The organism is Enterobacter sp. EC_50, assembly GCF_019584525.1.
Taxonomy (GTDB): Bacteria; Pseudomonadota; Gammaproteobacteria; order Enterobacterales; family Enterobacteriaceae; genus Enterobacter; species Enterobacter roggenkampii.
In genome coordinates, this window is sequence record NZ_VDAF01000028.1 from 34,329 (window position 1) to 56,021 (window position 21,693).

Below are 21,693 nucleotides of genomic sequence, written 5' to 3' on the forward strand. Positions count from 1 at the left end.
CGCTGCGCTTACCCGGCCTACAGGTACTACAGGATCAGGGGCGGTAAAACGGCTTATCGCCCAAAATCGTCGCCCGCTGCATAATCCGGCGCTGCGGCAGATAGTCCGCATTGGCATAATGCTGCGTCACGCGGTTATCCCAGATCGCCAGATCGTTCTCCTGCCAGCGCCAGCGCACCTGGAACTCCGGCTTGGTGATATGCGCGAACAGGAAACTGAGCAGCGCCTCACTCTCTTTTTCCGTCACGTCCACGATGCGCGTGGTGAACCCTTCGTTGACGAACAGCGCCTGCTTGCCCGTCACCGGATGGGTCCGCACCACCGGGTGCAGCAGCGGAGGATGTTTCGCCACCGCCTCCTGCCAGCGCTGATGCTCCTCTTCCGTTTTACGGTACTTGTACTCCTGGAACGATTTTTTGAAGTCGTGCTCCGCCCGCAGCCCGCTCAGCAGCGTCCGGAACGGCTCGGAGAGCGCCTCATACGCCGCAATGCCGCTGGTCCACAGGGTATCTCCCCCCGTCTCCGGCAGCAGCTTCGCCGCCAGAATCGCCCCGGCGGGCGGCGTCTCGATAAAGGTCACGTCGGTGTGCCAGTTATCGTTATCCGGCGGGTTATCGTTGTGGGTGTCGAGGACGATAATCTCCTCCACCCCTTCCGCATGCGGATAGACCGGGTGGATATGCAGATCGCCAAACCGCAGGGCCAGCGCGCGCTGCTGCTGCGGGGTGATCGCCTGTTCGCGCAGGAACACCACCTGATGACGCAGCACCGCGTGGTACAGCTGCTCGAACTGGTTATCGCTCAGCGGACGGGTCACATCCAGGCCCGACACCTGTGCGCCAATGTACGGCCCCAGCGGGGTAATGGTCAGACGTTCACTCATTGTATTTCTCCATGCCAGGGCGTCAGGCGGCGCTGTAACGCGCGCAGCCCCAGTTCTAATCCGAAGGCAATCGCGGCGATCACCGCGATCCCTGCCAGCACCACGTCAGTCGCCAGGAACTCTCCCGCCGACTGCACCATAAACCCGAGGCCGCGCGTGGCGGCAATCAGCTCTGCCGCCACCAGCGTGGACCAGCCCACGCCAAGGCCGATGCGCAGCCCGGTTAATATCTCCGGCAGTGCGCCCGGTAAAATCACGAACAGCAGCACCTGCGTGCGGCTGGCTCCCAGCGACTGCGCCGCGCGGATCCGCACCTGCTGGGCGCTCTTCACGCCCGCCAGCGCCGACATGGCCACCGGGGCGAAAATTGCCAGATAGATCAGCAGGATTTTTGACGTTTCACCGATGCCGAACCAGATCACCATCAGCGGCAGATAGGCCAGCGGCGGGACCGGACGATAAAGCTCAATCAGCGGGTCGAGGATGCCGCGCACCGTCGGGCTCAGCCCCATCGCAATCCCCACGGGAATGCCGATAATCACCGCCGCCAGCAGCGCCACCAGAATGCGCGCCAGGCTGGCGCCTAAGTGCTGCCAGAGCGTGGCATCCATAAAGCCCTGCGGCCCGGCGATGGTAATAAGTTTGCTCAGCACCTGTCCCGGCGGCGGCAGAAACAGCGGGCTGACCCACTGCTGGGCAGCAACCGCCCACCACACCGCCAGCAGCACCAGCAGCGTACCGACGCTCAGCGTAATTTGGCGCGAGAAAGGCCAGCGCAGCGCCAGACGCGTGCGGCGCGTTTTTTCACTGAACACGATGCTCATGAGAAGGCCTCCCGTTGTTCAAACACGCGGCTTAAGACGTATTCACGCTGCTCAATAAACCGCGGATCGGATTTGATGCTGCGCACGGGTTCCCCCGCGACGTAGCGGCGGGCGAATTCCAGCGGCAAGCGCTCCAGCACGCGGCCCGGCCCCGGGGACAGCAGCACCAGCTCGGTGGCCATAAACACCGCCTCTTCGATATCGTGGGTAATCAACAGCACCTGCTTGCCCGTCTCATGCCAGAGGCGCAGCAGCAGGGTTTGCATCTGCTCGCGGGTGAAGGCATCCAGCGCCCCGAACGGCTCGTCCAGCAGCAACAGCTGCGGATTCGCGGCCAGCGCGCGGGCAATCCCGACGCGCTGTCGCTGGCCGCCGGAAAGCTGCCAGATATAGCGTTTTTCCGCCCCTTCCAGCCCCACTTTTTTCAGCATCGCCCGCGCCGTTTCCAGCCGCTGTTCGCGATGGATGCCCGCAAGCTGCAGCCCAAACGCCACGTTTTCCTGCACGTTGCGCCAGGGAAGCAGGCCTTCATTCTGGAAGACCACGCCGCGCTCGGCGCCGGGGCCCTCCACCTTTTTGCCTTCCAGTTGAATGGTGCCATGCTGATAAGGGACAAACCCGGCGATGAGATTCAGCAGCGTGGTTTTTCCGCACCCGGACGGGCCCAGCACCACCAGCAGCTCACCGCTGTCCAGCGTCAGGTTGATGTCCTGTAAGGCGGGTTTACCACCGTAATCGGCAGACAGATTTGTAATATTCAGCATGGCGAACTCCTTATTTCACAAAACGATCGGTCACGTACTGGCTGTAATCCGCCGCTACTGCGGGCACTTTGCCCTGCTCCTTCAGGAAGGTGGCGGTATCCACAATCGCTTTGTTAACCGGCCCGGTCAGCTGCTGCACCTGCTGCGCGGGGGTCAGATAGGTATTGCCCTTCACCAGCCCCGGCACGTCCGCTTCCGGCACGCCGCTCAGGCGGGAGAGTTTTTCCAGGTTGGCGGGCTGCTTCAGCCATTCATCCGGGTTACTGATGTACGGCTGCTGGGCGTCAATCGCGCTTTTCGCGAAGGCTTTCACCACCTCAGGATGTTTCTCGGCGAAGTCTTTGCGCACGACCCACACGTCGAGGGTCGGCGCGCCCCACTGGCCCACTTTTTCGGAGTCGGTCAGCACGGTGCCGTCTTTTTCCAGCTCGTTCACCGCAGGCGCCCACACATAGGCCCCGTCAATGTCGCCGCGCTGCCAGGCCGCGATAATCGCCGGCGGCTGCAGGTTGATGATTTGAACCTGACCCGGCTTGATGCCCCAGTGTTTCAGCGCCGCCAGCAGGCTGTAGTGGGTGGTGGAGATAAACGGCACGGCGATGCGTTTGCCGATCAGGTCTTCCGGTTTGGTGATGTTTTTCTTCACCACCAGCGCTTCAGAGTTACCGAGCTGCGAGGCGAGCAGGAACACCTCAATCGGCACCTGCTGGCTGGCCGCAACCGCCAGCGGGCTGGAACCGATATTGCCGATCTGCACGTCGCCGGAGGCTAACGCACGCACCACGGACGCGCCGCTGTCGAACTTGCGCCAGTCGACCTTCGCGCCGCTCTCTTTGGCAAAGGTGTTATCCGCCTGCGCGACTTTCGCCGGTTCCGCAGAAGTTTGATACGCGACGGTGACGTCCACCGCCTGCGCCTGAAATGCCCACAGCGCCAGTGCGCCGAGTAGTGTGATTCGCGATGAAATTGCCATAGTGCCTGCTCCCCTTGTTGTTATGAGGGCAGTATTTCCAACGCGGGAATTTTGATAAAGGAATAAAAATGAATCGCTCATAACGATTCGTTTTTAGATAAAAAATGGGAAAGGATAGTTGGTTTTGTGCGGTTGTTTTATGCCGGGTGGCGCTGCGCTTACCCGGCCTACACATTGTGCGATCCGTAGGCCGGGTAAGGCGCAGCCGCCACCCGGCAAAAAAAATCAGCGCTTCGCGTTAAGCTCAGCAACATCCTTCGGCGTGGTGCGACAGCAGCCACCAATCAGCTTCGCTCCGGCGTCCAGCCACTGGGGCAGATACCCCGCCAGCGTCTCACACGCTTCGCCGTGGTGGTGCCAGGTTTTGGTCACCGCATCATAATGCTCGCCTGAGTTCGGGTAGACCACCAGCGGCAGCGACGTCAGGCTCTGCAGGTGCTTCAGCGCCGCCGTGGTATTTTCCAGCGCGATGCAGTTAATGCCCAGCGCGACGATATGCGGAGAGTCGGCCAGCACGCTGACCACGTCACGCAGCGGCGTGCCGTCGCTCAGGTGCTCGCTGTCCCGCAGGGTAAAGGAGAACCACGCCCGGGCGCGGGGATACCCGGCCAGAAGGGCCGCCAGCGCCTTAATCTCGGCAAAAGACGGCAGCGTTTCGCAGGCCAACAGGTCAGCGCCCGCGTCCAGCAGCGCTTCCACGCGCGGGCGGTGGAAGGCAGTAAACTCCTCAGCGCTGCGCACGTAGTCACCGCGATACTCTGAGCCATCCGCCAGATAGGCACCATACGGCCCAACGGAGCCCGCCACCAGCAGCGTGCCCGCATGCGGGTTTTCGGCCAGATACGCTTCACGCGCCTTACGCGCCAGCTCCACGCTTCTGCCAATTAGCGTTCGGGACTGCGCCTCGTCCAGGCCGCGGGCCGCAAAGCCCGCAGGCGTGGCCTGGTAACTGGCGGTGATCGCCACCTGCGCGCCCGCGCGGTAGTAATCAAGGTGCACTTCACGGATAAGCTCCGGGTTTTCCATCAGCACTTTGGCAGACCAGAGGCTGTCTGCCAGGTTACAGCCGCGCGCTTCCAGCTCCGTCGCCATCGCGCCATCCAGCACCACAAACGGCTGCTTTTCAAGGAGGGCGGTAAGCGGATTATTCTGCGACATGTTCAGGCTCCTGCGATGTCATATTTCGGGTCAGGTAGTAGGCACCATAACACAGGGCGACAAACGGGATCCCGCAATAAAGGGCAATGCGCTGGCTTGGGTCAAACCACAGGCCGACGCAGGCCACCACGCAGAGGATAAACCCGAGCACCGGCACCAGCGGATACCACGGCGCGCGGTACTGCAGCGCAGAGAGCGGCTGGCCGGACTGCAGATGGCGACGACGGAAGACGAAGTGCGACGCACAGATGCTGATCCAGACGGCTACCACCGCAAAGCCAGAAATCGCCGAGAGCGCGACAAATACCGTGTCCGGCGCCACGACGCTTGAGAAGAGCGCCAGCACGCCGCCGAGCATAGAAACCGAGAGCGCCGTCAGCGGCACGCCGTTTTTATTCACGCGGGCAAAGCAGCGCGGGAGCGTTTTCTCATTAGAGAGCGACCATAGCATGCGCCCGGAGGCGTACAGCCCGGAGTTCGCCGCCGAAAGGATCGCCGTCAGGATCACGAAGTTAAAAATATCCGCCGCGTAAGGAATACCGACCTTTTCAAACACCAGCACGAACGGGCTCTTTTCCACGCCCGCCTGCTGCATCGGGATCAGCGCCGCCAGCACAAACACGGTGCCGATAAAGAAGATGATCAGGCGCGCAATGGTGGTGCGGATCGCCACCGGGATGACCTTGTGCGGGTTTTCCGTTTCCCCTGCTGCGATACCGATGAGTTCGGTCCCGGAGAAGGCAAAGTTCACCGCCACCATGGTCATCAGGATCGGCAGGCCGCCGTGCGGGAACCAGCCCTCGGCGGTGATGTTGCTTAAGCCCGGCGCGGGTGAACCGTCCTGCATCGGGATAAAGCCAAAGACCGCCGCGCCGCCAAGAATAATAAAGGCGATGATGGTGATGACTTTCACCAGGGAGAACCAGAACTCACCCTCCGCAAAGAAGCGCGTGGAAATGACGTTCAGGCCAAAAATCACCACGCAGAAGACCACGCACCACGCCCAGACGGGCACCTGCGGGAACCAGTACTGCATGCAGAAGCCCGCGGCGGTAAAGCTCGAGCCGAGCGCTACCGTCCAGGTGAGCCAGTAGAGCCACGCCACGGTGTAGCCCGTCGCCGGGCCAAGATAGCGCGCGGCATAGACGTGGAACGCGCCGGTTTCCGGCATCGCCACGGAGAGTTCGCCCAGACACTGCATCACCAGCCAGACCACCAGCGCACCTATCAGGTAGGCCAGCAGCGTGCCCGCCGCCCCGGTCGTGGAAATGATGTAGCCGGTATTAAAGAATAACCCTGTCCCAATCACGCCACCCAGCGAGAGCATTATAAGGTGGCGTGTTTTCATGGTGCGCTTAAGCTGCCCATTTTCTTGTTGTGTTTGCATATTACCTTCTATACGTATGGACATCTAAACATCCAAAGAAGGTGTGTTATACCGCGATTGTTAATAAAAAGCTAGATGACCAGACGCAAACGGGCGCGCCGCGCGCTGAGTCTGGGGTGGGTTGTGAGGATCACATACAGAATCGGACGCCAGGCCATAAGCACCTCCGCAAGCAGATACTTACAGCATGGTGCGGGAAAAGTCGATCTTCGGTCAGTCGAAAGTGGTATCCGTAAAGCGCGAAGTCATACCGTAACACTCCCCGTAGGACGGGTAAGGCGCAGCCGCCACCCGGCGCAAGGTTGGTAATTCTCACAATCGGTTCTATAGTCGTCACAGTTTCTTAGTAACCAGGACTGACTGATGCGCTTTAACGGACTGACTAAAGGTTTCTTTATTTTCATTCTCGCCCTTGTGACCTGGGCCTTCTTCGACGTGCTGTCGCCCTACTTCTCCGCGATACTTTGGGCCGCCATTCTGACCGTAATCTTCAATCCGGTAAAAAACAAGCTGCGCGCCGCGCTGGGGGATCGCAACGGGCTGGCCTCGCTGTTGACCATCGGTATTATCTGCCTGATCGTCTTTATTCCGCTGATGGTGATCCTCTCCTCGCTCGCCATTGAGCTGAACGTGGTTTACACCAAACTGCAGGAGAACAATACCCAGTTCCCGGAAGTGGTGGCGAGCATCTTCAACCACCTGCCTGACTGGGCCAGCGGCTTCCTGGCGGATCACAACCTGACCAACGCGGCGCAGATCCAGAAAAAACTCTCCGACGTCGCGCTGCAGGGCGGACAGTATCTGGCGGGCAGCGCGTTCCTGATCGGCAAAGGCACGTTTGGCTTTGCGATTAGCTTCGGCATCATGCTGTATCTGCTGTTCTTCCTGCTGAAAGACGGCCCGTATCTGGTACGCCAGATCCTCGACTCCCTGCCCCTGTCCGATTTTGCCAAGCAGCATCTGTTCGCCAAATTCGTCGGCGTGTCGCGCGCCACGGTAAAAGGGACGGCGGCGGTGGCCGTGGTTCAGGGCATCCTCGGCGGGATTGCCTTTGCCATTGCCGGTATCGACGGCAGCGTGCTCTGGGGCGCATTGATGGCCTTCCTCTCGCTGGTGCCCGCCATCGGCTCGGCGATTGTCTGGGTGCCCGCCGCTATCTTCCTGTTCGCCACGCACCAGATCTGGCAGGGGCTGTTTATTGTCGGCTTCTTCGTGATCGTCGTCGGGCTGGTGGACAACATCCTGCGCCCGCTGCTGGTGGGGAAAGACACCAAAATGCCGGACTACCTGATTCTGATCTCCACCCTCGGCGGCATGGAGCTGTACGGCATTAACGGCTTTGTGATTGGGCCGCTCATCGCCGCGCTGTTTATCGCCTGCTGGAACCTCTTCTCCGGGCGCGATCACGAAGGCAACGCCGAAGAGCTGGACGCGGATTTCATCGAAGAAGGAAAAAATCCTCCAGATTTGTAAGGAAGTGACGATAAAGACCACATCAGGCGGCGCCGTGCCGCCTTTTTTTCGCCTTAAATCAGACGTTTTCTATAATTTGAAGAACGCCATCCTACTCATGTCGTAAAAGGATCATCTGGTGCGAATCGCGACGATAACAAACTGGGCCTATGGGGCCACGGTCTGCCTGACCATCGCCTCAGGCATCATCATGCTGATGGCGTCCAGTGCGGATACCCTCGAGCGTCAGGCCGTTGAACAACGGCAGAAATTTGATCAGCTGACGGAAGATATCGAAACCGATATCTGGGCGCAGTCTGATTTAGCGCGGCTGTACGCCATTAAAAAAGATCCTCAGGTGCTCAAGGAATATAACCAGGCAGAAAACAGCCTGAAGCGCATCGAGCTTCGGCTGGAAAAGCTGCAGGATAACGGCGCATCGGATGAAGAACTGGCCCTGCTGCATGAAGGAATAAAGATCGTCGATGAGCTGCAGGACGAGCAGCAAACCGCCCTCGAAAGCCTGGAACGCGGTGAAGACGCCCAGGCCGTAGCCTTGCTCTATGGTCAGCCCTATGAGCAGGAGCTTGAGCGCGCGCAGAATCAGCTCGATCACTTCCGCCAGATACTCGATAAGCGCGTCATCGCCGCCGTTAAGGAGGCGACCAAAAAATCGAAAGCGCTGCGTACCGCCTCTGAGCTGACGGTCGGCCTGACCGCCCTGCTGTTCCTGTTTGTGCTCGGCTTTATATTAAAACGCCGCGTGCTGCGCCCCGTGGTGCGCCTGAGCGACGTGGTGCACCGCCTGGCATCCCAGGATTACGCGGTTGAAACGCCCAATTTCAACCAGATTGATGAGATAGGCGATATGGCTCAGGCCATCAGCATCTTCCGTGAAAACGGCCTGGCGCGGCAGCGTCTGGAAAAAGAGCGCGATGCCGACTGGGCCATCCGCGAGCTGCTGGCGCGCATGACCCAGCGGCTGCAGGGGTGTGAGAACTTTAACGATGTGATTAACGTGGCGGAGCTGTTTGCCCCCAATATCGCGCCGGGGATCGCGGGCCGGCTCTACGTCCTTGACCGCGAGCCGTGGCAGATGCGCTGCGTCGCGCAATGGCTTTCGCCGGTGGGTGAAGAGACGACGTTCCACCCGGACGAGTGCTGGGCCGTGCGTCGCGGGCAGAGTCACCCGCCGGTGAACGGCGAGCCGGATATTGCCTGCTACCATCTTCCGGCATCCCAGGCGGAAAGCGCGCTTTGCGTGCCGCTTATCGCTCAGGGTGAGGCCATTGGCCTGCTCTCCTTCCAGAATATTTCAGCGGACAATGCCCCTTCCCGCGCGTATCTGGAGCTGATGGCCGAGGCGCTCGGGCTGGCGCTGGCCAACCAGCGTCTGCGCGACGCGTTGCTGGAAAAAGCGTTGTTTGACCCGCTCACCGGCCTGCGTAATCGTCATCATCTGGAAGATACCCTGCAAACCCAAACGGCACAGGCGATACGCACTGGCGTACCGTTAAGCTGCATGATGATTGATATCGACCACTTCAAGAGCATTAACGACCGTTTCGGCCATGAAGCGGGCGATCTGGTGATCAAAAGCGTGGCGTCAATTGTTCAGCGGGCCGCACATGACAACGGGCTGGCATTCCGCTACGGGGGCGAGGAGTTTCTGGTGCTGCTTTCCGGTGCCGATGAAGCAGAAGCGTACGCCTGCGCGCAGAAGATTTACACCGGCGTGCATGAGCTGTCGCTTCGCTACGGGCTGACTGAGATTGGGCCGGTGGACGTGTCGATTGGCATTGCCAGCTACCCACAACATGCCCAGACCGACAATCTGCTGCGCGCCGCGGATGTGGCGCTATACCGGGCAAAAGAGCTGGGACGGGCGCGGATTGTGAGTTTTGGGATGCTGGAGGCGGGCTGAGGCTGATTCTCGCGCCCTGACTTTCCCCCGGTTCAGGCGCGCGTGATAGCCCAGAGCACGACAATCCCCAGGGCATTGCTCCGCTTTTCCACATACAGGGTGGTATCGGAATAAACGTTCCCCTGAGGGTTACAGATGCGGATCTCCTTCTTTAATTCCGGCTCGTAGACTTCCGCACCCGAGCAGCTGTGGCGGGTACTGGACTCATACCGGTAAGGTTTGCTCCAGGCCGAATAGTCCCCCTCCAGCAGCCAGGCCGTTGTAAAGACCGCAAACATGGCAACCGGCAGGCTGCAAATAAAGAAGCCAAGGTAGATTTTTACCGCGTCAGCAAGGCGCTTACCTTTCAGTCTCCCCTTTCTGATGAAATAGACCATCGGCACCAGCGCCAGCAGCAACGCCCCACAGGCAAGGTACTGCTCCCCGCGGATCGAAAGGTATGTCACGCGGTAAATGTTGACTGACCAGACCACAAAAGCCGATATCAGTGCTATCCCGCCCGCGATGAGAGGGATCCAAAAGGAAAAACGCGCTTTTTTCATGGTGGACTCGTCCTTGTCATTCTTGTCGGGTCAGAAGGTCAATCATTGCCCGGGTGGCTGCTGTGTATGACCGGATACATAGGTGACAGATCAGACCGGGAACATAGGTAACACTTTTAGTCTATCCGGAGCACACTCTGGGTTTTTCGGTCGTAGTACGCAAGCGTTTTTATGCCGCTTGCGTCTCGATCTTTCAAGGATTAGTCGCGCGTCACCTCAGTAATCAATATCGACAAGCCATTCATGTAATGACTTTTTTTAGCCATCTCACGGTATTTGGTTGGGGAGAGTCCATATTGGTTTGAGAACGCTCTGCTGAAGGTAGACGGCTCTTCATAGCCTAGCATTGTAAATATATGTGAAACAGAGAGCTGCGTGTGTCTGAGCATATGCGCGGCTTTTTCAAGTTTCCGGCTGCGGATATAGAGACCTATACTTATGCCACACTCCTGGCGAAAGTTTCGTTGAATATAAGCCAATGAATAACCGGATTTTCGCGCCACATCCAGAACGGTAATGGGTCTGTATAAATTCGAGTCAATCCAGTGAGTCAGGGACTTAATTACAGCTTCACGATCTTTTAAGAGAGTAAACTTTATACACATAAGTATCCACGAAATTTTATTTACAAGAAGTCCGCTGGCAATGTCATCCAATGACAATTGAAAATAATATTTCCAAAAAGAAAAAATCACCCTAATAATAGGGTGAGAGAATGCTTACTGTATTTTAGTGAGATGTCTTTGCAACATCCTCATTTTGTTCAGGACCATACAACTTCATAAACGCATTAACGGAGGCCTGCGCTTTCATGACAATTTCACTTTCGTCCGGCTGATCCTTTCGTGCTTTTAAAAGCAAGGGTTCAAGGATACCGGCCTGGAGAAGAGAGCGAAAATACTCAGCGGCCAGCACTGGGTCATCTTTTCTTAAAATATTTTGATTCATTAAATCGGTGAAAAGCGCCGATACGTTTGAACGAAGTTTTTGCATTCGTTCATAATACAACTCTCCAATTCCCGACCTTCCGGCTTCGGAAATCATTAATCTTTGCAAGTCCACAATATCCGGTGAACAAATATAGCGTAAAAAGGCAACGGCAAATTGCTCGATAACCAGCTGTGGTGATTTTCTGAAAAGGCGCACCTGCCCTGCAGTTTCAATAGTCATGCTCTTAATATACTGTTCTGTTTCAGAAGACATGCATTCTACAAATAGCTCTTCTTTCGAAGAAAAGTGACTGTAAATTGTCGATTTTGAGCCACCCACAATCGCGTTGATCTCAGAGATAGACGTAGCATCAAATCCTTTTTGTCGAAACAGCCCGGATGCAACGTCCAGAATCTGTTGCCGTTTAAGCGCTCTTTTATCCATATGTTTCCTCGGTAGTTTAGGTATTTGGCCGCTCGCCAACACTTTTTGTTATCTGATTTCGGAATCACGTCTGTGAGTAGGGTTCGTAATCGTACCGACGAGTACATTTTTATTTGACGGCGCTCAGAAGTCAAGACATAAATCGTACCGTACTGTACGGTACTGCATTTGGACTACTTGATGAACAGCATGATGAGCGTACTGATGAAAGGTTTTCAGGAGGCACTCCCGAGGTGTCGTATTTCCGGTTCAACCCGGTCCAGGATAGTGATGGGCTGTGTTGTCTTTTCCGCCATCAGCCTGAGCGGATGCGCCATGATCCCCGATCTCGGCACCCCACCGCCTATGAAGACGGTCACACAACTTAAAAGCGATCAGAGTTTCCCACATCAGAACGGCCAGTGGCCGAAAGATGACTGGTGGAAAAAATACGGTGATGAGCAGCTCAACGGACTGATTGATGACGCGCTCAAAAATTCCCCTACGCTTAACATCGCCGACGCTCGCGTGAAGCAAGCGCAGGCGATGACCCAAAGCGCGAGCGGATCGCTTTTCCCCGAGGTCACCGCTAACGCCAGCTTTATGCGGGACAAAATGAGTTACAACTATGTGACGCCTGAAAGCGCAACACCCCAAAACTGGAACAGCTATGGGCGCACCACGCTGGATATGAGCTGGGAAATTGATTTTTGGGGTAAAAACCGCGCGGCGCTCGCGGCTGCAACGTCAGGTGAAATGGCGGCAGTCGCGGAAAAAGCGCAAACAAGACTGGTGCTGTCTTCGTCTGTTGTTACCGTTTACGCGGAGCTGGCGCATTTATACACCGTTCGCGAAACGCTTAACGATACCCTGACGATACGAACCAGTACGCTTGCGTTGTTCCAGCAACGGCATGACGCGGGGCTTGAAGATTTATCCAGCCTTCAACAGGTTGAGACGCGTCAACTCAACGCAAAAGCAAACCTGGTGGCAATAGATGAAGCGATTGCGATCAAAAAACATGCCCTCGCCGCATTGATCGGTGACGGGCCTGACAGGGCGCTGGCCATAACCGCGCCTAAGGCAACGCTTTTAGCGCATGAGGACCTTCCTCCCAATATTGCGTTGGATCTGATTGGTCGCCGTCCCGATATTGTCGCGGCACGTTTACGCGCAGAGGCGGCAGCAGAGAAAATCAAACAGAAAAAAGCCGGTTTTTACCCGAGCGTTAATCTGGTTGCCTTTGCCGGATTCCAGTCATTGGGTATTAACAACCTTACCCGAAGTGGCTCAGCAATTGGCAGCTTTGGCCCGGCAATATCGTTGCCCATATTTAATACGCAACAGCTACAGGGTGATTTGAAATACGCCAGCGGTGAATATGACATTGCGGTGAATGTATATAACGACACGTTAACGAATGCACTTCGTGAAGTGAGCGATGCGCTCACCAGCAGAGCCTCTCTTAAAGACGAGATGCTGTATTCTCAGGCGGCAGTCGCGTCAGCAGAAAAAGCGTATTCGCTTACCAGACAAAGGTATGAAGGAAAAGTTGCTGATTATCTTGACGTCTTATCCTCGGAAGACGAGCTGGTCGCTGCCCGCAGAAAATTAGCCGACGTTAATTCTCGTGCCTTTACGATTGACGTCGCATTAGCGCGCGCATTAGGCGGCGGATATACCTCGAGCAAACAGTGATTATTTAACACCAGGTTAATAACTAAATAGTGGAAAGAAAGGAAATAAAATGAGTCATTCTGCAGCGATTGAAAATCAAAATATTGAATCACCCGATATCAAAAAGAAAAAGAGAAAACGTTTGTTCTCCTGTCTTGCAATGAGTATTGCGCTTGCTGGTGCAGGCTCTTTTGCCTGGTGGGAATTCGTCGGTTCCCGGTATGTTGAAACCGATAACGCCTATACCGATGTCGAATCAGCCCAACTCTCTTCTGCCGTTACCGGTACGGTAAGCGCCATCCTGGTCACGGATTCCCAGGTGGTAAAAAAAGGCGATGTTCTGATCCAGCTGGATCCCACCGACGCGCAGCTAGCCCTTAATCAGGCGGAAGCAGACCTGAACCTGTCCATTCGGCGAGTAAATGGATATAAGGCCACTGATACAAAGCTCGGCGCAGAAGTTGTGGCTAATGAAAAAGAGCAAAAACGCCTGCTGGCCCAGGTTGATGCCGCAAACGCTGACTTCCAGCGCGCGACGGTTGACCTCAAACGACGCGAGGCGCTCATGCAGACAGGCGCGATTTCAGGCGACGAGCTGACGCGCATTCAAAACGTTTATGCTTCCGCTCTGGCAAACCTGAATGCCGCTAAAGCCGCCGTGGCGCAAGCAGATGCTGCAAAACAGGCGGCGGTGGGTGCAAGACAAGCGAATGCCGTTCTGATTGAGAACGCAGATACCGAGACCAACCCTGAAGTTGTCCTTGCCAGAGCGAAGCGCGATCAGGCCAGACTGGATCTGGAAAGAACCGTAATCCGTTCGCCAGTCGATGGCGTGGTTGCTCGTCGCCAGGTCGAGCTTGGGCAACGTGTACAACCTTCCACACCGTTATTGTCCGTGGTGCCAGTACAGCAAATTCACGTCAATGCCAACTTCAAGGAGGTTCAACTCCAGCATGTGAAAGTGGGGCAGAAAGTGGAGCTGGTAAGCGATCTGTATGGCGATAACGTGCTTTTTCATGGAACGGTAGAAGGCTTTGATGGCGGAACCGGCGCAGCGTTTTCAGTTATTCCTGCTCAGAACGCAACGGGTAACTGGATTAAGGTTGTTCAGCGTTTACCCGTACGCATCAAACTCAATGCTGACGAGCTTGCAGCACATCCGCTGCGGGTTGGGCTGTCCATGAAAGCGACAGTTAATTTAAAAAGTGAATAACGGAAACCGGGCTATGTCTACATTCGTTATCGATAACCAGCCTCCTTCGCTGAAGGGCGGTATGTTATGGGTGGGTGCCCTGGTTCTTGCAATGGCGAACTTTTTAGCCGTGCTCAACATGACCATTGCAAACGTCACTCAACCCAATATGGCTGGTGCCCTGGGCGCAGGCACCAGCCAGGGCACCTGGATCATCACGGCCTATGCCGTTGCTGAAGCCATTACGGTACCGCTTTCAGGATGGTTAACCACACGGTTTGGCGGCGTGCGCGTTTTCTCCATTTCCGTGTTCATGTTCGGTATTTTTTCATTGCTTTGTGGCCTTTCCACTTCGCTGGGAATGCTGCTGCTGATGCGAGTTTTTCAGGGCATGGCAGGAGGCCCCCTGATGGCCTTATCACAAACGTTACTGCTGCGTATTTTCCCGAAAGAAAAATCCATGCAGGCGACGGGACTATGGGCGATGACAACATTGCTCGCGCCCGTGATAGGCCCGGTTCTCGGTGGATGGATTTGCGATCATTACAGCTGGTCGTGGGTGTTTATCATCAACGTTCCAATGGCCATCGCTTTTTCAGTCGTGGCGTGGTCAGTATTGAAAATCTTCGAAGATGAGCTGGTTAATAACGCTATTGATATCGTTGGGTTTGTTTTACTGGTTATCTGGGTTGGCGCACTGCAAATCATGCTGGATGAAGGGAAAGACCTTGACTGGTTTGCCTCAGAAGAAATATGGGTTCTGGCGATTGTGGCCTGCATAGGTTTTTTGTGTTTCTGTATCTGGGAACTGACCGCTGACCATCCGATTGTCGATATCAGCGTGTTTCGCCATCGCGGTTTCTCGGCCAGCATGTTTGTGCTCGCGCTTGCGTTTGGGTGTTTTTTTGGTCTGAATGTCCTCACGCCTTTGTGGCTACAATATAACTTAGGGTATACAACAACATGGGCCGGGATTGTAGTGGCCTGGGGTGGCCTTCTGCAGGTGGTCTTTTCTCCGGTTGCCGCGAACCTTTCCAACAGAATCGATCCGCGCATTCTTATCTTCTTTGGCTGCGCCTGGCTCGGTCTCGATACCTTCTGGCGTGCCTACGCGACGACCGATATGGATTACTGGTCCATCTGTGTCCCTTTGTTATTCATGGGCGTTGGCATGCCGTTGTACTATGTCCCGATTACGGGGCTTGCAATGGGCTCGGTAGATGAAGCGGAAATGCCCTCGGCGGCCGGGTTAATGAACTTTGTTCGAACGTTATCAGGCGCGTTTGCCACATCGCTCGTGACGACGTCATGGCAAGACCAGCGCTATATTGCGCATGACAGGCTGGCGTCCGTCGTTGACCCGACAGGCGATCTTTCACAGTACATCAACTCGGCGCCTCAGCAAGGTGGGCAGTTTGTTAGGGAGCTTTTTGACAAGATGGTTAACAGCCAAAGCATGATGCTTTCTACCAATAATCTGATGATGTCGATAGGCGTCATATTCTTTATCGCTGCTTTTGCTATTGCTTTAGCACCGAAACCCTCTCGCGTTGTTGATGCCGCATCTGTAGGACATTAATCGTTATTCAGCACAGGGATGTGGGCGTCAAATAAAAGAGAAAATTTGATGGATGAAAAACCAGGACTTTCTGTACAGAAAAAGCGGTGCTTAATATCAGAAATATATTTTTCAATTTATAAAAAAGTGGACGCTTCCCAGTGGAAGAAGCGTCCTAAATCAGGCAATTATTCAGACACAGATTGAAACCGTTGACTGACGATCTCATCGATAATATCGCATACTCCCTTCTGTTCATTATTTACATTTTCTGCCATCGCCTACCTGTTTCGCCACTCTTTATCGTTGGGTCATCGACTCGGTCACAACTTCCGCCACGATGAGTAACCCGGTCTTTTTTGCAGCGGAAAGGTTTAAACTTTTCGTGATATTCTTTCTTTACGCCCCTTAGTTCCTATACTCGAGCCATATTCGCCACTGTATTAACACCTGTCACGCACAATACGTTGCGCATCACAGGTGAAGATATTTTGTTCTGGAAAAACGTCTATGTCGAAACTGGATTTGAGGTCCAAAAAAACCTGGGGCGCGCTGGCAGCGATCGCCGTTGTCGCCGGTACGCTGACATCTGCTTTTGCATGGACGGCGGGCTGGCTTGGGTCACGCACGGTCAGCCAGGCACTGGTGGGTGAAACACCGAAACCCTTCCCGCCGGGTTTTCGCCGCGCGCATGGAAAAGGCATCTGCTTTGCCGGCACCTTTACGCCAAACGGCTCGGCGGATTCCCTTTCAACCTCCCGCCTCTTCTCGCAGCAGGAAGTGCCCGTAGTGGGCCGATTCTCTATTGGTACTGGCGATCCCCATGCCCCGGATAGTACGACCAAAACCCTGAGCATGGCGCTGCTGCTGAAGACAGATGACAAGCAACAATGGCGGATGGCGATGAACAACGAGCCTTTCTTCGCCACGCACAGCCCGGAAGGTTTTCTGGCCTTGCGAAAAGCCACGGCCGTTGATGCGTCCACCGGGAAACCGGATCCGCAGCGTCTCAAAGACTTTTTAAAAGCGTACCCGGAGGCGGAGAAATACCTTAAATGGGCGGCACAAAAACCCGCCCCCGGCAGCTTCGCGGGCGCAACCTTTTACAGCATTAACGCCTTTTACCTTGTGAACGCGCAGGGGGAACGTCAAGCCGTTCGCTGGATGATGCGTCCGCACGAGCCTTTCCTGTCGATAAGCGATGAGCAACGGCAGAAAGCCGATGACAACTTCCTGTTCGAAAACCTGCGCCAGCGCCTGGCGCAGAAGCCACTCTACTGGGATTACGTTTTGCAGCTCGCACAGCCGGGCGATCCGGTGGATGACCCTTCCCAGCCATGGCCGGACGATCGCAAAAAGAGGGTGGCCGGTACGCTGGAAGTGACGCGCGTCGAAGCACAATCCACAGGCGCGTGCCGCGACGTTAACTTTGACCCTTCTGTCGTTCCTGCTGGCGTTGCGGTGTCTGACGATCCCATCTTAAACGCCCGTTCCGCTGCCTACTCCCACTCTTTCAGCCGCCGTGAGCGGGAAATCGGCTACGGCAAGGCCACCGAAGCCGTGCAAAAGCAGGAGGTAAAATGAGCCCAAATAAAGATAGGCGAGAGCACGCGCCGCAGCATTTCAATACCCTGGCGCGGAGCCTGCACTGGCTGATGGCGGTGATGATCCTGGCTATGCTGTTCATCGGTGCCGCGATGATGACGTCGTTACATCACCGGATTTGGTTAATCGAACTGCACCGGCCGCTGGGTATCGCCATTTTACTGCTGGCACTGGTTCGTCTGGTCAACCGACTTCTGAGCCGGACGCCCCCACTTCCTGCCGATTTGCCCGTCTGGCAGGTGCTTGCCGCAAAGGCATCACACTGGATGCTGTATGGGTTAATGCTGGCAATGCCGCTGCTGGGCTGGGCGCAGCTGTCGGCAGCGGGCCTGCCGATTGTGATGTTTGATGGCGTCAACCTGCCGGCGATTGTCCCGACCAGTCCAGCACTGTATGCCTGGTGTCACGACGCCCACAGCCTTCTGGCAAAATTGCTTTTTGCCGTGGTGCTGGTCCATCTTTCTGCCGCACTGGTTCACGCGTGGATCTACCGGGACGCAGTGTTTGCCAGCATAGCGAAAGGGGCAAGTCGGCGTAAGCCATCCGGGAGGACCTGAAGTAAGGCAAGTGGTAGGGGACACGCACAGTCGAAATGTTCGTGTCCTCGCTTGTCATCATCCTGAAACAACGGACACAACCGGAGCACGTATTTGGTCTCCAGATTCACGCGTCAATACGCCACGAATACCCCACAATTGTCTTAGAAGATAATATCCCTCAATTAAAGCGATTATTTTTTAATCAACAGAGCATTTATGCCCGCAATTTTAGCTTTTATCAAAAAGTTAAGTGTCGCTTGAGTATCAAACACCCTGTCACCCACACCATCTAACTCATTGATTTAATTGATATCACATCAATAAAAACGATAAAACCCCTGACTTCCCAACAAAATATATCAACTCGTGTGATATCTAAATTATAATTCTTATACTTCTGTTAAAAGGTGGAGGTCAAAATGCGATTAACCCTACTGCTGTTATGCTGTCTGGTACAGAGTGTAACCTGGGCTGGCGACCTGCCAAAACCAGTTGGTAAACCCATTTTAACGATTTCCGGTAATATAGAAAATACCAATGAAAATGGAAAAGCAGTGTTTGATCTCGCCAGCCTTGAAAAACTGGGTGTCGTGAGTTTCGAGACAACCTCCCCCTGGTATAACGGTCGTACGAAGTTTGAGGGTGTCCCAATGAGCAAGCTCATGGATTATGTGGGTGCAAAAGGTACGAACGTGAATGTTATTGCGCTTAATGATTACTCAACCATCATCCCTCTCAGCGACTTTAAAAAATACAACGCCATCCTTGCCTTAAAGGTCAATGGCGAATATATGCGCATCCGCGATAAAGGCCCATCGTTCATTGTATACCCCTATGACAGTCTTCCTGAGTTGAATAATCAGATTTATTACTCACGATCAGCATGGCAGGTAAGCAAAATGAAGATTGAGTAGTCGTTCAGGAGAACATAATGAACAGGATACTGGTTGGTATCATTTTTTCTCTTTTTATCACGACAGGATATATTGCATACCTTGTTTATGATCGTCAGCAAGAATTGCAAAAACTGACTCAATACACTGAGTCCTGGTCCGTGGCACAACTGGTATCAGAGTATTACCGTTTTGAATCATGGCTTGGTCTATACGCAACCGATACCGATGACGTTACGATAGACCAGGTCCGCATGCGCCTCGAAATTATGCTCAGTCAGGGCGATTTAATGAAGGGGGGCGATTTAGGTCGCTACATTGACAGCGATAAAACGCATCAGGAACTCGCTTTACGCTTAGAAAACATACTGGCCTATCTGGATAGCCATCTTGAAAATATGAGCCACCCGGCGTTAAAAGCATACCTGACAAATATGCATGAACTCGATGCACCGCTAAGCCAGCTTTCTGCCACGGCATTAACAAAAGATATTAACACAGTTAACGAATCCAATAAGAAAATACAGATACTGTATTATATCTACTCGGCACTTTCATTGCTCCTGGTGATTTTAAGCTTTATTCTCGGCTTCTTAATGATCTACCAGAATAAAAATATTCTGAAAGCACACATGCAGGTTAAGAGCCTGGCTGACGAGCTTCAAATATCAAAAGAAAAGCTGCAAATTCAGAACTCGAAGCTGGAGTATGATGTTTATCATGACTCCCTCACCGGCATGAAAAACCGCCTTTTCTTCTGGGACGATCTCAACAAAATTAATCTTCAGGCAGATAAAAACCACGTCCCCGTCACGGTGATGTTATTTGATTTAGACCGTTTCAAAGAGGTCAACGATACCTATGGCCATGATACGGGAGATTTGCTGCTGAATCAGGTATCCCGACGGCTGACCTCGATGAGCAGCGCAACGGATACGTTTTACCGTTTGGGCGGCGATGAATTCGCCCTTCTCTCCAGCGGACTCACGGAAACCGCCGCCGTTTCGCGCGCCAAAGAAATCAGCGATCATATCAGCCAGCCTTATACGATTAATAACCAGCTGATAAAAATTGCCACCTGCGTGGGCATCGTTTTATCAGATAATGAACGACGCTCTGATTATCTATACAAATTTGCCGATCTGGCCCTTTACGAGGCGAAAAAAGAAGGTTCGCAGCAGATCAAAGTCTTCCGTCAGTGGATGCTGCAAAGACTGCAGGAAAGCAGAACCCTTGAACATGATATGGCTCTGGCGATCGATCACAATGAATTCGTTGTGTATTACCAGCCTATTGTCGATTCATTCAGCAATGAAATTTACGGCTATGAAGCGCTTATTCGCTGGATACACCCGGTGAAAGGGATACTCGCGCCAGATTATTTTATTTCCGTCGCTGAAAAAACGGGGATGATTAATGAGATCGGCAAGTCGGTGCTTGAGATGGCCTGCCGGGAAGCGGTGTCCTGGGCGGTGCCGGCCAGGATCTCGGTGAACGTCTCCCCCGTTCAGTTAGGCACGAAATCGTTTACCGCGATGGTGCAGTCCATCCTGAAAGAGACAGGGCTACCGGCCAGCCGACTTGAGCTAGAGGTAACAGAGTCTTCGCTCTTCAGTGACAGCAACATGCCGATCACTATTCTCAAAAAGCTCCGGGCACTGGGTGTCAAAATTTCTATCGATGATTTCGGAACGGGATATTCCTCGCTCTCACGACTGAGTGAACTGAATTTTGATAAAATTAAGATAGATAAATCCTTTGTGAATCCGATATCTACGCAGGATGATGCCCTTAATATCGTTAAGTTAATTACCGGCATGGCGAAGAGCCTCAACATGCGGGTCATTGCAGAGGGTGTTGAAACCGAAGCGCAGCTTGAACGGCTTCAGGCGCTTGGCTGCGATCTCGTGCAGGGATACCTGTTCGGAAAGCCACAGGCTGAGATTGACAGGAAGATTAGATACGGTTGAAATGGTTGTTCGGTTGTTTCTGGCCAAAAATCACGTAGACGGTTGATAATCAAAGGTTAAACAATGAAAAAAACAGCCCCGGAGTATACGCCTGTTGATTTATCTCGTTGGCCAAGGAAGGAGCATTTTGAAGTCTTCCAGTCATTTGCTGAATGCACAATTAACCAAACCGTTCTCATCGACATTACCGCGCTGCGAAAACATATCAAAGCGGTGGGCTGGAAGTTTTACCCGACGATCATTTTTCTCCTGTCTAACATCATGAACCGGCATCCTGAGTTCCGTATGGCCATGAAGGACAATGAGCTTGTCATATGGAATGAAGTTCATCCCAGCTACACCATTTTCCACCCCGAAACGGAGACCTTTTCGTCATTGTGGAGCCATTATGACGGCAATATTCATCACTTCCAGAACACGTATGCAGAAGATACGGCCCGCTATGGAAATAGCCTTTCATACTGGCCTAAGGAAGAGTCCCGGGAAAATGTCTTCTTCGTCTCGTCTATTCCGTGGGTAACGTTTACCAACTTTAATATGAACATTGCGCATATGAAGAACTTCTTCTCGCCTATGTTCACGTTTGGAAAATACTACGAGCAGGATGGAAAAGTGCTGCTGCCGCTCGCGGTGCAGGTCCATCATTCGGTGTGCGATGGTTTCCATGTGGCAAGGATGTTTAATGAGTTGCAGGAGATGTGTGATGGTTTGCCAGGGCTTTCAGAGGAGAGGAATGGCTAATGCACAAGGGACAAATGTTGTTTATTTGATAGTCGGAAGACTACGTTTAAAGATGGTGCGATAATAGGAACAACACACAACCAAATAGGTTGTTGAATTATATGTAATTTACCATGTTTTGTTTTTGTGGATACCCCCAAAAGGGCTTTGTTGAATAAATCGAACTTTTGCTGAGTTGAAGGATCAGATCACGCATCTTCCCGACAACGCAGACCGTTCCGTGGCAAAGCAAAAGTTCAAAATAACCAACTGGCCCAC

Annotated in this window: 20 protein-coding genes; 11 read left to right on the forward strand and 9 right to left on the reverse strand. The window is 53.9% G+C overall.

What is annotated here, in order from left to right:
* Positions 1-34: 34 nt before the first annotated feature.
* The 6 genes from tauD to mmuP form a co-directional block, all read right to left on the reverse strand.
* On the reverse strand, positions 35-883 hold the full coding sequence (tauD, locus tag FHC48_RS19815) for a taurine dioxygenase (protein WP_032674235.1): 849 nt from the start codon (positions 881-883) through the stop codon (positions 35-37).
* Entirely contained in the window at positions 880-1,707 is an 828-nt protein-coding gene (gene tauC / locus FHC48_RS19820; RefSeq protein ID WP_032656513.1) for a taurine ABC transporter permease TauC, read from the reverse strand. The genes tauD and tauC overlap by 4 nt, the downstream gene beginning before the upstream one ends.
* Entirely contained in the window at positions 1,704-2,471 is a 768-nt protein-coding gene (gene tauB / locus FHC48_RS19825; protein ID WP_059363675.1) for a taurine ABC transporter ATP-binding subunit, read from the reverse strand. The genes tauC and tauB overlap by 4 nt, the downstream gene beginning before the upstream one ends.
* A gap of 10 nt (positions 2,472-2,481) precedes the next feature.
* Positions 2,482-3,444, reverse strand: coding sequence for a taurine ABC transporter substrate-binding protein (gene tauA / locus FHC48_RS19830; protein WP_023293188.1), 963 nt, complete (start codon positions 3,442-3,444; stop codon positions 2,482-2,484).
* A gap of 225 nt (positions 3,445-3,669) precedes the next feature.
* Complete coding sequence (gene mmuM / locus FHC48_RS19835; RefSeq protein ID WP_059363674.1) at positions 3,670-4,602, reverse strand: homocysteine S-methyltransferase; 933 nt, start codon at positions 4,600-4,602, stop codon at positions 3,670-3,672.
* Positions 4,589-5,989 (reverse strand): S-methylmethionine permease, encoded by a 1,401-nt coding sequence (gene mmuP, locus FHC48_RS19840; protein ID WP_008503244.1) that lies wholly within the window; start codon positions 5,987-5,989, stop codon positions 4,589-4,591. Before mmuP ends, mmuM begins: the two co-directional genes overlap by 14 nt.
* Positions 5,990-6,352: 363 nt before the next feature.
* Between mmuP and FHC48_RS19845 the strand changes: the two genes are divergently transcribed.
* Positions 6,353-7,462 carry an AI-2E family transporter gene (locus FHC48_RS19845; RefSeq protein ID WP_008503245.1) on the forward strand — a complete coding sequence of 370 codons (1,110 nt, stop codon included), beginning with the start codon at positions 6,353-6,355 and terminating at the stop codon, positions 7,460-7,462.
* A 118-nt stretch (positions 7,463-7,580) separates the two neighbouring features.
* Positions 7,581-9,365, forward strand: coding sequence for a diguanylate cyclase (locus tag FHC48_RS19850; RefSeq protein ID WP_039023710.1), 1,785 nt, complete (start codon positions 7,581-7,583; stop codon positions 9,363-9,365).
* Positions 9,366-9,397: 32 nt separating this feature from the next.
* On the opposite strand, the gene FHC48_RS19855 is transcribed toward FHC48_RS19850, so the two are convergent.
* The 3 genes from FHC48_RS19855 to FHC48_RS19865 form a co-directional block, all read right to left on the reverse strand.
* The gene (locus FHC48_RS19855; protein WP_008503248.1) at positions 9,398-9,907 is read right to left on the reverse strand and encodes a hypothetical protein; all 510 of its coding nucleotides are present in this window, start codon (positions 9,905-9,907) and stop codon (positions 9,398-9,400) included.
* A 200-nt stretch (positions 9,908-10,107) separates the two neighbouring features.
* Entirely contained in the window at positions 10,108-10,512 is a 405-nt protein-coding gene (locus tag FHC48_RS19860; protein ID WP_059363672.1) for an AraC family transcriptional regulator, read from the reverse strand.
* A 124-nt stretch (positions 10,513-10,636) separates the two neighbouring features.
* Positions 10,637-11,281 (reverse strand): TetR/AcrR family transcriptional regulator, encoded by a 645-nt coding sequence (locus FHC48_RS19865; protein WP_023343460.1) that lies wholly within the window; start codon positions 11,279-11,281, stop codon positions 10,637-10,639.
* A gap of 189 nt (positions 11,282-11,470) precedes the next feature.
* Between FHC48_RS19865 and FHC48_RS19870 the strand changes: the two genes are divergently transcribed.
* The 9 genes from FHC48_RS19870 to FHC48_RS23545 all read left to right on the forward strand — a co-directional run.
* The gene (locus FHC48_RS19870) at positions 11,471-12,958 is read left to right on the forward strand and encodes an efflux transporter outer membrane subunit (RefSeq protein ID WP_157930008.1); all 1,488 of its coding nucleotides are present in this window, start codon (positions 11,471-11,473) and stop codon (positions 12,956-12,958) included.
* A gap of 49 nt (positions 12,959-13,007) precedes the next feature.
* On the forward strand, positions 13,008-14,150 hold the full coding sequence (locus FHC48_RS19875; protein WP_023343458.1) for an HlyD family efflux transporter periplasmic adaptor subunit: 1,143 nt from the start codon (positions 13,008-13,010) through the stop codon (positions 14,148-14,150).
* A 13-nt stretch (positions 14,151-14,163) separates the two neighbouring features.
* Positions 14,164-15,708: a DHA2 family efflux MFS transporter permease subunit gene (locus FHC48_RS19880; protein ID WP_065101719.1), complete on the forward strand. Its 1,545-nt coding sequence runs from the start codon at positions 14,164-14,166 to the stop codon at positions 15,706-15,708.
* Between the two features lie 489 nt (positions 15,709-16,197).
* Positions 16,198-17,271, forward strand: a complete 1,074-nt coding sequence (locus FHC48_RS19885) for a catalase family peroxidase (RefSeq protein ID WP_119312000.1) — start codon at positions 16,198-16,200, stop codon at positions 17,269-17,271.
* Positions 17,268-17,849 carry a cytochrome b gene (locus FHC48_RS19890; protein WP_119311999.1) on the forward strand — a complete coding sequence of 194 codons (582 nt, stop codon included), beginning with the start codon at positions 17,268-17,270 and terminating at the stop codon, positions 17,847-17,849. The genes FHC48_RS19885 and FHC48_RS19890 overlap by 4 nt, the downstream gene beginning before the upstream one ends.
* Before the next feature lie 401 nt (positions 17,850-18,250).
* On the forward strand, positions 18,251-18,745 hold the full coding sequence (locus tag FHC48_RS19895) for a molybdopterin-dependent oxidoreductase (RefSeq protein ID WP_008503255.1): 495 nt from the start codon (positions 18,251-18,253) through the stop codon (positions 18,743-18,745).
* Between the two features lie 17 nt (positions 18,746-18,762).
* Positions 18,763-20,694: a bifunctional diguanylate cyclase/phosphodiesterase gene (locus FHC48_RS19900; RefSeq protein WP_023343455.1), complete on the forward strand. Its 1,932-nt coding sequence runs from the start codon at positions 18,763-18,765 to the stop codon at positions 20,692-20,694.
* A 63-nt stretch (positions 20,695-20,757) separates the two neighbouring features.
* Positions 20,758-21,435 carry a type A chloramphenicol O-acetyltransferase gene (gene catA, locus FHC48_RS19905; protein ID WP_059362621.1) on the forward strand — a complete coding sequence of 226 codons (678 nt, stop codon included), beginning with the start codon at positions 20,758-20,760 and terminating at the stop codon, positions 21,433-21,435.
* Positions 21,436-21,610: 175 nt separating this feature from the next.
* A partial coding sequence (locus FHC48_RS23545; RefSeq protein ID WP_225517502.1) for a hypothetical protein occupies positions 21,611-21,693 on the forward strand: 83 nt, incomplete at its 3' end.